Here is a 14,171-nt window from a genome sequence, read left to right as displayed (position 1 = left end):
ATAGTGTGCTATCGATTGGTTTGATCTATTATGTTATAATTTTTGTAATTGTCTGCAGCTATATATCCTGAGTTTTCAGTGATAACATAGTCTGAAAGTGTAATCGGTGAAACTCGTTTTTCCAATGCCTGCTCTTCGATTTCTATTTCGAGTCGAGCTGTGTCTAATTCATTTCCATCGGTTGTTACAAATGCCTGTTTCTGTGCAAAAAACAATGTTTGTTTCAATAGTATTTTTGTCTCTTTGTGGATATGTAACCTCATTTTCTGGAAAGGGAGCGGTAACTGGCTGTTTTTGACAGCCATTTCTATGATGTAGCGATCTCCTTTTGTCTGCATTGTTACCGGTGCATAATATTGTAGTAACCTGACAATATGGGTTGGGTTTTCTACCTCTTTTACTTTATTTCTTATATATATTTGCTTCGTTTGATGATCTATGTTTAATTGTTTCTTATCAAACTGAACCACTTCATTTTCCATAGCCGTCATACGAAAAGTAGTCCCTTCTTTGTACAAACTTCCTTTATATTGCTCTGTTATTTTATGACCTGTAAATCCCTTATACATAGTATATACCAATGCCAAATCATAGGAATCATTTGTCGTGTAGTTTTTCTCAAAATCTGCTAACACCGCCGCTGCACTTTTCTGTGAAAAACAGCTGTAACACCCAATTGTTACTTGTAATGTGAGCATGAGGATATATCTATATAATGATATCATCGCTTGTTCTTTATTAGTCTGTTGCTTTTACGTTACCTGATCTGCTCTCCTGAATTGTAAATATTCCTTTGGCAGTTTCTTTCTTCACCCGGATCAATCCTCCTTCTGCATCATATTCATAGAAGGTTGCAAAATTATTTTCATCTAATTCTGACATTAATCTTTGTGTTATCGGGTCATATACGAATGTTTTCATAGAGCTATCATAGGGATGAAAACGAATATCATCGAAGTACACATTAATATCCGAGGCTATATTTTTTAGTGACATCGTCATCTGATGTGCTGCTACTGGAATCACAAAAGTTCCAGAAACTTGCTGCCACCCATCAATAACAGGTCCCTTAGGAATAAATACCAGTTTATCTGCCTCCATAACCGTTTCATTAGCATCTTTATATTGTATCTCCACCAGTGCGTTCATATAGGTGATTGGTTGATACCCCGGAATCTCTTCATATTCGTAGAAAGTAACTGTTTCTTCTACCGGGGAAACTCCTGAAACCACATCGGTATGATTGGTTAATGAGGTCGAGTAAGATCCTGCATTATTCATCTCAAAATCGGATATAAGCTGAAGTTGGTCATTTACTACTTTTACATCTGTAAAATCTATTCGTATGTTGTCTGCATTATCTCTGATGGGATAACGATAATCAAGAATACTTACTCCTCCCAGAGTTCCCCTCTTTCTTACTTTGGGGGATTGGTACATTATTTTTGCTGTTTGGTTTTTATTTAAGAAAAAAGAAAAACCAATCGTACGACCATAGGTGTCTTTCTCCAAAGAGAAGTTATAGACGGTTAATTTTCGCTCGTCAATTTCTGTATCTTTTATATAAGATACGATAGGATCAAAATTCAGGTTTGCGGTTTCACTATGTGGTATATATATGGCTGGAATATGATATATATCTGAATCAGCACTAAGTACTTTATCTTTTAAATGATTTAATAACTCGACAAATAATTGGCTTATTTCACTATCATTAAATGCTCTGATATCTGGGTTTACAGGAGTAACTCCTTGCTCTCGTACCCAGGCATTAACCACATATCGATCTCCAATACGGGGTTTAAACTTTTCACACCCGAATAAGGTAGGGGCTTCTTCTGCCAGAATACGAACCAATACTGCCTGCCTGTCTCCTGTACAACCGGCTTCGGATTGCTGTGCAGCGTAATAATATTGTCCATCTACTAATGTCTCAGTAGGTGCATAAGCAATTCCTCCTTCTTCCTGATCATACCAACGAATCCCATTTCCTATTGCCAATAAATTTGCTATGGTATGAGATTGATTGGCATAAAACACTTGTTCTGTAGAAGGTACATACGGAGGAAATACTTCAATAATATTGACTGTTACTTCTTTTCTCTCTTCGCTTTCTCCTCCATATTGATCTAATTGGGTCGCATAATATGTAACCCCATGCACTAATGCTGTAGTAGCAGGAAGTAACTGACCTCCTGTGCGCTGATTATACCACTTAATAGAGGATCCTGCAGCTACCTGTAATACAATATCTGCCAAAGTAGCTCCCTTACAAAGTGTCTGATACCCGTCTCCTTGTGGGGTGTCTGTCTGTAGCATTACCACTACAGCAGCTCGACAGGTAGCATCGGGTCCCTGAGCAAAATAACTTTGTAAATGCTCTAAAGGGGTATCTGCAGGAAGTGGGTTTCCTTCTGCTGGATGTAAATACCATTCGATATTATTTCCTGTAGCTTGTAAGTCTCCAATGGTGGCTTGCATTCCTGCCGAAAATATCTGAAATTCCTCTACTTCTGGCAGATTGGTACTTACCGTAACTACCTGAGGTGTTCGAGTATCAGACCCATCCGTAGTATCGTCCCACCAATAAATAACCCCTCCCGGGTTTTCTGCCTCTGTAGAAATTGGGGTGTTATCCTCTAATGGTGTTCCTCCTGTTTCTGTCAGATACCAGTTGATATGATCTCCATGTGGAATCAAATTATAGACAATCGGATATTCTTCGGTATTCCCTCCCAGGCACAAATCAAAGCCTACCGGGCAATCAGTACATGGATTACAATTGATTTCGAATCCCTTAGTACGCATGATTGTTTCTACTCCGTCCGTATTAATAAATACAATTTCCTCATATGTATTCGCAACATTAATTGCCGAAAAAGACACTATTGATTCACTATACATCGCAGGTGATGAGCTATCTACTTTAAAAATAATGGCATCATTTAACCTAAGAACAAAACTATAATTTAGTCCATTGATATTTTCCCAAACCAAAGTATCTTCTTGTCCTATCTTAAAAAACTCATCAATACAAGTATCAAAAAACGAAGGAACATCTGTTAGTACAAATGGTACTTGAGTATTAGTAATCCCATTATTATTCTTTACAAAATTTAACGCATCTACGATAACCTCCTCACAAGTAAGCGCACTACAATCCTGAGGCTCTTTCACGATCAAAGTAATCGGGTGACGCTCTAATGTCAGACCGTCTACTATTGAATTCGTCGCTAAAAAATGATACACTCCGGCATCTGTCATATCAGCATTAGAAATGGTCAACTCTTTATCTGTAGCCCCTGTTATCGCTGTGGTGGTTCCTCCCACGGTTTTATACCATTGATAACTATTGTTAGGGCTTGTTAAAGCAGTGGTGGTTAATATAATCTCCCCTCCTAGCTGAATTGTGTGGTTCTCCGGCTGATCTACCTTTGCTTGCGGGGCATATTCAAAAAACTGAATTCTCTGTTTGTAAGTAGTATATTCTGATTCGAAATCGGAAAACACGAATTGATTGGTATTAAAAAATAATTTTACAAAACTTATATTGGTAAAACCAGCAGGGATTTTTCCTGATAGTTTATTATCATGTAGAAATAATTGTTTTAATCGGGTCAATCGCGTCAATTCTTCTGGTAAATTGCCTGACAGCTCATTTTTATTAAGATATACATTGGTCAAATTAGTCAGGTTTCCAAGAGATCCCGGAATACTACCGGATAACTTATTGTTTGCTAAATCCAGAATATTCAAGGCCGTAAGCGTTCCTAACGCTACCGGAAGTTCTCCTGATAACTGATTATTGGATGCATATAAACGATTTAAGTTTACCAGTTGCCCTAGTGTAGCAGGAAGTACACCTTCTAATTGGTTGTTATTTACCGCTAGCCATTTTAATTTTGTTAGTTGTCCTAATGAGCTAGGAATACTACCGGATAACTTATTAAAACTTATATCCAAGTATTCCAGATTCGTTATTATACCCAGGTCATTAGGAATGCCTCCTGTTAATTGATTATTGTTTAAGTATAAGTTTTTCAAATTTGGCAATGCACTTAATTCAGGAAGGATTTCTCCCGTTAACTGATTCTTGGCAAACGATATAAAACTTAATTTTTTTAAATCTGCCAATACCTCGGGAATGCTTCCTGTTAGTTTATTACTTTCTAGGTTGATATATGAGAGCTTGAATAAGTTTTCGACACTCATAGGAATCTCTCCTGACAGATTATTGATTCCTAAGCTCAAATGACTTAATTCTGGCAATGAAGCTAAGGGAGCTAATACTAAGTTTCCTGACAAATTGTTCCTCCCTAAGTTTAATCCTGTTACTGTTCCATTATTTACTATAACTCCATACCAATCACATACAGGAATAGCAGGGTCCCAGGGTTTGTTATTTTCTACTGTATTTTTCCAGTTAGGTCCTCCGGTAGCGGTATAGAAGTCTAATAGTGCCTGCTTTTCCACTTCAGAAACTCCACAAGTATCTTCAATGACTGTCAAGGTAATCGGGTGGCGCTCTAATGTCAGATCTGTAACAATACTATTTGTCGCTAAAAAATGATACACTCCGGCATCCGCTGTACTGGCATTAGAAATAACCAGGTTCTTATTAGTGGCTCCTGTAATAGCTGTGGTAGTCCCTCCAACTGTTTTATACCATTGGTAACTATTGTTAGGACTCGTCAACGCTGTACTTGTTAGAGTAATTGATTGTCCGGCATTAATACTTCTGGTTTCTGGTTGATCTACTTTGGCTTGAGGGGCATATGCATAAGATTGCAATGCGGTATAAGAGGGATGTTCATTTTCAAAATCCTTAAAAACCAAATGGTTTTCTTTTATCGTCAGAAAGTATAACTTACTCAATCCACTAAAATCGGGCACACTTCCTTCAAATTCATTATTCGATAAAAAGAGTCGTTCTAATTCAGCTAAGTTCCGTATTTCATTAGGGATATTTCCTGTCAAGCGGTTATAACTAACACTAAACTGTTTTAATGCAGACAGATTTCCTAATTCTTTGGGAATGGTCCCCGTAAATTGATTTCTGGACAGGTTTAAAAAGTACAAGCTTGTTGCATTTGCCAGTTCTTTGGGAATACTCCCAGTAAACCTGTTTCTTTCTAAACTCAAAAAACCAAGCTGACCTAATTGACCTAATTGAGTAGGAATTGTTCCTGTAAAGTCATTCCATGCCAGGCTGAGATATCTCAAAGTACTCATCTCTGCCATTTCTACTGGAATGGCACCAGTCATTTGATTATTTGAGAAGTTCAAATCCCGAATACTGGTCATTCCTTTTAACTGAGGAGGAATACTTCCTGTAAGTTTATTACTTGCAGCACTAAACAATTGTACTTTTGACAGTTGACCAAGCGCTGGCGGGATCGTTCCTGTCAACCTGTTAAAACCAAGATGTAGGTATCTCATATTTGACAGGGAGCCTATTTGTGCGGGGATTGTTCCGGAAATTTGATTTTGTTCCAGGCGTAGTGTCTTTAAATTGGAAAGCAGATTAATATTTCCGGGAATTGCTCCGGATAATGAATTTCCAAATAATTCTAATGCATCTAAACCTGTCAAGTTTGTAATCGAATTGGAAATAGTTCCTACTAAATTATTGTTTCCTAATACGACTTTATACACTTTTCCATTGACCACTGTTACCCCATACCAATCACATACTGGAGTAGCAGGATCCCAGGGCTTATTATTTTCTACTGTATTTTTCCAATTAGCACCTCCTGTAGCAGCATAAAAGTCTAATAGTGCCTGTTTTTCTGCCTCTGAAACCCCACAGGTATCTCCGGCAATGCTAACTGTAATCGGATGACGCTCTAATGTCAGATCTGTGACAACGCTATTCGTAGCGACAAAGTGATACACACCTGCATCTGCTGCACTGGCATTCGTAATAGTTAACTCTTTATTAGTGGCTCCTGTAATGGCTGTGGTAGTCCCTCCAACTGTTTTATACCATTGATAACTATTATTAGGACTTGTCAACGCCGTACTTGATAAGGTGATCGTTTGTCCGGCATCTATTGTTTTGCTCGCTGGTTGGTCTACCTTAGCTTGAGGAGCATACCGATAATTATTCCTGGCCCGGTTTTTATAACTAACATGATTATTTTCAAAATCAGAAAACACAAATTTATTCCCATAAAAAGAGAATGATCTAAGATCACTTTTAGTAAAGTAAGGGATGCTTCCTTCTAATTTATTCTCATGAAAATTAAAACCGCTCAGTTTCGCAGCTAAACTCTCTGGAACCGTTCCCGTTAGTTGATTATTATCAACCGTCAATGTTTTTAAAGAAGGCATATTCCCTAATTCCAAAGGAATCGTTCCACTTAATTCATTAAATGATAAATAAATCCCTACCAAGGCAGTATTATTCACAAAATCTTTAGGGATAGAACCTTGTATTTTGTTATTGGACAAATACAGTAACTTAAGCCTAGGAAGCCTGGTGATCCCATTAGGAATTGCTTTTATTTGATTCTTGCTAAGCTCCAACGTTATCATCGCCTTGAGAGCCTGAATTTCATCAGGAATTGCAACCAAAGCATTGTTATCCATTTTGAGGGTAGTCAGTAATGTCAGGTTTTGTATTTCCTTGGGGATAGCCCCCGTAAAATTGTTAAACCCTATATCGATATGGTTCAGCCTTTTTAGCGCTCCTATCTTAGGAGAAATTACTCCTGACAGCTTATTTTGTCGCATTGTTAATGTCTGTAGGTTTACCAATTCAAAAATTTCTTCTGGAATATTTCCTGAAAATTTATTCTGAGTAAGGTTCAACCCTTTGAGTGTCGTTAGCTTATTTATTCCAGCAGGTAAACTGCTCAACCCGTTTGTACTAAAAATAAGACTTTCAATCCTCGGTAAATTCACGATCCCATTTGGGAGAGTAGTCAGGTTATTTCGCACTAATGCCAGAGTTCTTAATTCTGATAAATTCCCGATAGTTTCTGGTAATTTTGATACCCTATTGGTGTTAAGTGCCAAATAAGATAGTTTTGTGAGATTAGAGATACTTGAAGGAACTTCGCCATTAAGATTATTATTCGGAAGGTTAATTCTGGTCACATGACCATTCGCAACGGTGACTCCATGCCAATCGCATATGGGAATGTCTGACTTCCAAGCCTTATTGTTGGCACGTGTATTCTTCCAGTTTGCACCATCTGTCGCCGTATAAAAATCCAGTAACGCTTGTTTTTCTGTTTCTGAGACAGTACATGATGCCTGACTTGGATACGTGGGTATTATATCATCTGCATATCCCTCTGCCATCCACGCAAAAAGGAATACAAGTTGAAAATATTTGAATATTGTTTTCATGTATCTATTATTATTTTATCAAATAGAGTTTGGTATTTTTCTTATGAGACTAATTGAATATTTTCAATAAATCGCTATTCTCCAGGAATACTAAAAAGTCCTTGTCCTCCCCCATGGCTTTTCCATCCGACTGGGTCCAATTGTATCACTTCACTACTACTTACAGGAGTTTGAACATTATTAGCATGGATCACCCCAAGAATTCTAAAGTCCAGATTAATTCTATTAGGAATAGTGGCCCATCTAAAGGCTCCGGTACTATCTGTCGCCCGATGTGCTCTCGCCTCAAACTGAATAAAAGCACGTCCGGTAGGGTCTAAAGTGACGGTAAATTCCATTTTATCCCTGTTAAACCATCTATCGGTATCCAGCCATCCATTCACATATACCCAGCCTCCTTCATAACCTTGATTATTCACCGTAATTTTGCATACGACTTCGGTATTAGGTGTTCCCTGGATTGTAAAAGTTGCTTGCTTTCTCCATCTTCCAAACTGTCCTGTTTTTTGGATTGATTCTCTCACAATAATAGGTTCTGCAGTATCATCACATACATCTCCGATTCCATCTTTATCATAGTCTGCCTGATCACTATTAAAAGTAAATGGGCAATTATCTTCATCATTATTCCATCCGTCATCATCATAATCATTATCCGGGATGGTTTCTCCCTGAAGTTGTGTAGTAACTCCTGCCTGATTATTGGTTGGAACTAATAAACTGGTATTTCCTGTATGAGCATGATCCGTAGATACCTGAATCCCTTCATTACCGTCTTCTATAACAGGCTCTTTATAGGAAAAATGACCTTGATCTGTATTCAGAAAGCTGTAATCTTCAAAGTTGTCTGCCCCCATATAGCGATACTTACTGTTAGAAGCTACTGCTACCGGTAGTGTATGATTATACCCAAACTGTGCAGATGAGAAACGATTCAATGCATCTCTATTTTCTAACTCTGTCCCAAATGCATTATACTGGGTTATTTCACTGGCAAAAGTCCATTGATTCAAGGCTTCGGGATGTGATCCCCAACGATCCCCTTGTAGTGTATAGAATGGAGTAAATTCTTTATAATATCCTTCTTTACGGGTGTTTTTCTTGGTTGAATTTCCTTGTATAACTCCTATTCGCTCTGTTTGATAAGCATATGATTTCTCTGCTCTCCAATTTCCTCTTACATTGTATAAATAAGGGTTAAATCCATATTCCTCAACCGGCAGGTCTGCCAGTTCCTCTGAATCCGGACTCGCATATGGAATGCTTTCCAAACCATATTCACAAGGACAGTTCCAGAAGTCATCGTATGCAACGGCATTGGCATTTACAATTCGTAATTGATCCGACGGATTTCCATTTGCTGCCTGATAAAAGCTTTGCTCCGTAAGACGAGGAACCCACTGACCATTCGTATTTTTAAGCGGATGATTCATCATCGTAATTCCTCCCATCATTTCCTGTTGTAAATTGCGATACCCGGAGCGCATTACTTTAAATCGGATAGCTCCTCCTTCTGAGTTTATGACCACTCCTTTATGATCCAGTAAAACCACTCCTGTGTTTGATTCATTAAATCGGGCAACCCATGCACGCTCTTCTCTTCCATCCAGATATTGAATTAATAATTCATCTCCTGTCGTCAGATATTTATGGGCATCTGCCAGCATAAAGTAAATTCCGGAAGCTGTTAACGTTCCTTTATTCCCCAGGTTTCTGGATGCCTGCCCCATATTCTCATAACTCCAGTATGCCGGAAGATTAAAAGAATAATACTGATCATCAAATTCATTGACCGTTTTGGTCAATAATATCTGTCCGGTTTCTGCATCCCATACTTCATTAGTCGTCCTAACCTGAGCTCCTAAATCTGTTACTATTTTTTCTTTAAGAATTCCCGTTTGATGAATGACCTTGGTAGTAATAGCACTATGTGCAATATTGATATGGGTATTATCTGTCGGAAAAATAGTAGGAATAATCGCCAGAAAGAATACGGCTACATTGGCATTAAATCCTGCGGATCTGGAAGAAGAATAACTCTCTCTCAAATCATTAATTACATCATATGTGACTCCTATTTGACGATTGGTTTCTATACGTCCGTCTTTGTATAGTACCGGTACTTTGTTTTCTAATTGGGTAGCATCTGATGTATTGGTATGATATATATTTCTTACGGTAGAGATAGGGTCTTTCATCCCTTCCTGATATACGTAACTCCCTTTTTCCTTCCCATCCATATCATTGGTACGGATAACATATCCCTGAGACAGGGTAAAATCATTAGTGACTGTTACCGGCATTCCTAAAAAGCTCTTGATCAAATTCTGAAGCACCTGATCCTTGTTACTACTTAACTGATTATGAATGTTGGTATAGTCTACCCGGGTAGGAAAATCCCTGGTTGTATAGAATTCTGTTACAACTTTTCCTGTTGCATGTCTGGTAATACCTTCTCTTTTCAGGTTTTTTACTGTGACTCTTCCATAGGTAACCTTGGCATTAGGGAAGAACGCTTTTCCAAATGGTTTTTCTACATAACTTGTTTCTCTGGGAGCTATCAAGCGAACGCCTTTGTTATAAAATGGAGTTACAAAAGGGTTCTCTGCACTGTCATTAGGTTCGAAAGTAGCAACTCCACTACTCCCTCCTTCCTCTGAGGTATACTCATAGGTCTGTCCATACACCTGTGTTTCTGCACCACTCATTTGATTCCACTGATCACTCATGATCAGCTGTTTTACCCGAACGCCTCCTCCTAACTTATTTATTTTGGGAGCGGACAATCGAATCCAGGATTTTTCAGGAACAAATCGCTGAGCACATAAATGAGCACTACTGCGTAATTTCCCATTAGGTCCTGAAAATATCTGAGAAACAGATCCAATACTGGAAATCAGTTTTCTGGCTATACTCCCTGCACTTTCCTCAGCTCCGTAATCTGCTGCTAATTCATCATATACAACCCTGTTCATGTATTTACGCCCAAAATACCATCCTGCTTTAGAAATCGGATTGACCAGGTCTGCCCCGTTAACTCCTCCCTCCATTTCACTCCACTTCATAGGAATGGCTGCATAAATCTTATTATTTATCTCAAAGACAGAAGGATTTCCTTCTTTTTCAAAATAACCTGTTACATAGTCAAAATCTGTTTGGCTACTTCCTATGGCTCCTGCTTTTGTCATGTTTAGCATAAAGCGGAAATATATAGGCTTGCTTTGTTGTTCTTTTAGATACTTTGCTGCAAAATTAATATCGGTACTTGTCTCATCTGGCAAAGCTACATAGAGGTATTTTGCTTCTCCCTGTGGTCCTTTATACAGTAATTGATTTTTTAATTCGGTTGTAGTCGCAGGAGTGGGGGTACTTCCTACTCCTGTTACTGTAAACATCTGCATAGGGGATTTGTTCTGTACATACTGATAATCATCACTTTCATAGGTAAGTGACAGGCTTCCTCCCGAAGGAAGCCCTATATCAGTAAGGGACCATGCTGCAGCATAGCGATCCTGATCTGTTTTATTTTGTTGATTGACGTAAGGAAATTCCGGAGCTGTAAGTGTTTGATCTGTAGGCGAACAACTTCCGGTATTGGGTTTATAATTTCCCCAAATATCATATGCTTTCAGGTTATACTCAGGATTATACCCTTTATACTCAAATGTATATGGGGTATATTTTCCCATCTTAGAATTTCCGTAGGTAAAATATACTTTTTTCAATGTTAGTTTTCCGAGGTTCTTCTTTTGCCCGTTACTGTCGATATAATCTATTTCATGAGCATCTAATGCTCCGCCCAGATTGTTTTTCACTCCCTGACACTGCGAATAGTCATATATAAAATGTGCTGTTTTAATCGGGGTTACAGGCAAGTCATTTGTCGCATCATCATCCAGAATTTTTGCTGCAATTGCTTCTGGTTTGGCATATAGACGTATCTGATCTATTTTGTAGAGCTGTTGTTCTCCATTCTGAGGAAGTCCGCCATTTTCTCCACCAGCTCCCCTGCCATCTTTTCTCGGAGACAGGTCAAAAAAGGCTACATGAGTTTTGGTACTAATTTTTCTAACGTACTTAATCTCTTTTTCTCCGTAGAGATAGTTCGCTTTTTGGTCTTTTTTATGAGAATTAAATCCTATATTAAAAGAGGCTTCGCGAGGTTCTTTGCTATATGGAACTCGCCATTGATACTTTCCATTTCCGGCATTCCCTCCTTTTATCTCATAATCAAAGCGGGTATAACTTCCCAGGTCATCATCAGTAGGACCATCACCTGTCAAGTCTTCATAATCTCCTGATAATACTGCTGATAACAGGTATGTATGCGCATAAGCCGGGGTTACTGTTTTATCATAAAAATGATCTATTCCGCTCGCATTAGCTGTTGTATTTTCTCCCTGACGATATGTTACGATCCCGGTAGTACAATCATACTGATTAGATGCAGTAGCAAAACTCACCTCTTGCTTATCGGTATTATAGGCGGTCTCTCCAAAAACATAGGTAGCACCACCTGGCTTTAAGACCCTTATCTCAGCCGTATGATGTTCCTTCGCCGCATCATTAATCCGTGTTTTATGATAGGATTCTTTATAAATTCCTTCAACTTCTTTTCTGGTCAGTTTTTGCACCGACTGATTGCGAAGGTTTCTTTTTTCTCTTTTAAAAGGCTGATTAAACGAAAGTTCTTCTTCATAATTTGATGTCAATGAAGGCTGGTGATATCTCTTTACTCTATACGTATTGGTAGCATAACTATTAAACTTACTTCCTGCTATTTTTAGGGCTATTGGAGCTGTTCCTCCTAATCGCTCTTCGTATAAAGAGGCAGAAGGGTCTACATTCCCCTCTCCGGCAAACCTAAAATAAACAGGTTCATTATTTATAGCCTGTCCGGAAGCGATTTCATTTTCATTTTTCAAATAACGAGAGGCTCTGGTTTTCCATTGCCCTGTATGGCTATTAGAGCTCGCCAATACAAAATTTCCCCCTGCATGAAATCCCGCTCCTCCTTCTACTTCTCCTCCCAGACTAAACCCGCTACTCTCATCTTTTACATATTCATCATATAGCTGTCCTACCTGTGTCCGATGCGGACGAAACATGCCTCCAACCCCTTGTGCATTGACGCTATACAAATCATAGGTATAATTCATAGAAGGCAGTGCCAGTAAACTTTCACTAACTTCACGATCATTCTCTCGATTATAGTCTAATACATCTTGAGGAGTTGCTTGTCCGGTGTGTTCATATCCATAAGCTTTTTCCTTTTTTACCTTATCCTTAATCCGTTGTACTGAAGCAGAAGCTGTTACCTGCCCTTCGATATCAAACCCAAATACATCAGGCCCTACTGAAAACGAAAAGTTACTGTGATTTTCTCTAAAAGCTGTTCGTTTTCTTGGTGTAATGGTAACTGGCGAAAAAGAATATCCGGAAGAACCTCCGGCAAGAGAGTAATTACTACTTCTGTAATTCTCATCCATTGCTGTCACTCCCATAGAAGCCCCCAGATTAAACTGGGATAATCCTTTATTCGAGTTATATGAAACCCCGGCATTTAAAGCTCCTGTTAACTCTCCTGATTGGAGACATGCCAAGTTACTTTTTGCACTTACATTAGGGGAGATTGTGGCACCATCCAGCGTAGAACTTTGCAAATCAATTCCTGTAGAGATGTTGTCATTAAGATTAAACGATAGCCCAAAAGAGGGCTTGAATGTAATTCCATGATAATTACTATACTCCATTCCTAATCCCAACGCAAAATTAACATAGTCCGGCTGTTCTGCTCCCAGTAACTGAGGCTTGAACCGGGCATTAAGTCCTACTGTAACATGCTTTTTTAGATTTTTTTCGTAGGTCATCTCATCTCCTTTAAAATCATCTGGAATTCCTCGTACCTGTCGATTGATCTGCCCGACATTGAGATTCCACCCCAATCCTACCCAACTGGCTTCCTGATCCATTTTAACACCGGCATCATATGCCAGATTCAAAGGATATCCTCCCACATCCATTATTGGAATGTTATAGTTAAAGTTTCCCGTAGACAAGTTTACCATTTCTGAAGTACCTATCGGGGTAAAAGCATTAAACTCGGGTTGCGAGGGACCGCTCGTCAATGCGTATAATGATAGCGGCTGTACTGTCGTTACTACTAATTGTATTGCCAGATAGATAGCAAATACCTTTGTAATTTTACTTACTCTTATTTTCTGAATCATACTGATTTTAATAAAACCTAATAAACCTTTTACCGTATTTGTTTGCTAACATCTAAATTTCTCATCACCATACTAAAGCTCCTTTTCTCTTCTTTGACTCCCGGCACACCATTGTTTGATCCCGGATACTATTTAGAAGAAAGTCATTGCTCTCTTTTCTGATAATCAGATACTATGTTAGCCATAGGCTTCTCACCTATACCTGCTGTTTTTTTATCTGTCATATGGTTCACACCATATAAAACCTTCTGAAATACAGAGTGCACCAGTGCATCTACAAGGAAAGAATATTTAGATTCAGTGCTAAGCTTGTTTTATCTCTTCTCACAAGAGTATCGGCAATTGCCTTTGTACAACTTTAATCTTCTAAAAGTGGTGAAACATCACCTTCATCATGTATTTTATGGTTCCTAATCAATCGGGATCTGTTATTTTGTTATCCCCTGATTGATTTTCTGAACGTACGCTCTTACAAAATACTTTTAGCGCTTCTCATTTGATGTCAAAACCGACTTCCTGTGATTAAAATTTGAATGTCTCGTGTAATTTTCTAACAATACTACTCCCCTTTTATAATGTGTATTA

General features: G+C 38.5%; 3 protein-coding genes. All 3 read right to left on the bottom strand.

Annotation, left to right across the window (positions count from 1 at the left end; translation table 11 throughout):
• Positions 1-8: 8 nt before the first annotated feature.
• The 3 genes from HN014_RS09900 to HN014_RS09890 all read right to left on the bottom strand — a co-directional run bounded on the left by HN014_RS09900 (position 9) and on the right by HN014_RS09890 (position 13,586).
• On the bottom strand, positions 9-698 hold the full coding sequence (locus HN014_RS09900; RefSeq protein ID WP_176028721.1) for a hypothetical protein: 690 nt from the start codon (positions 696-698) through the stop codon (positions 9-11).
• Positions 699-738: 40 nt separating this feature from the next.
• On the bottom strand, positions 739-7,356 hold the full coding sequence (locus HN014_RS09895; protein ID WP_176028720.1) for a leucine-rich repeat domain-containing protein: 6,618 nt from the start codon (positions 7,354-7,356) through the stop codon (positions 739-741).
• Between the two features lie 74 nt (positions 7,357-7,430).
• Entirely contained in the window at positions 7,431-13,586 is a 6,156-nt protein-coding gene (locus tag HN014_RS09890; RefSeq protein WP_176028719.1) for a thrombospondin type 3 repeat-containing protein, read from the bottom strand.
• Positions 13,587-14,171 lie beyond the last annotated feature (585 nt).

The organism is Aquimarina sp. TRL1 (genome assembly GCF_013365535.1).
Lineage (GTDB): Bacteria > Bacteroidota > Bacteroidia > Flavobacteriales > Flavobacteriaceae > Aquimarina > Aquimarina hainanensis.
Note: the sequence above shows the minus strand (reverse complement) of the source record. Positions and strands in the feature narration are given on the sequence as shown.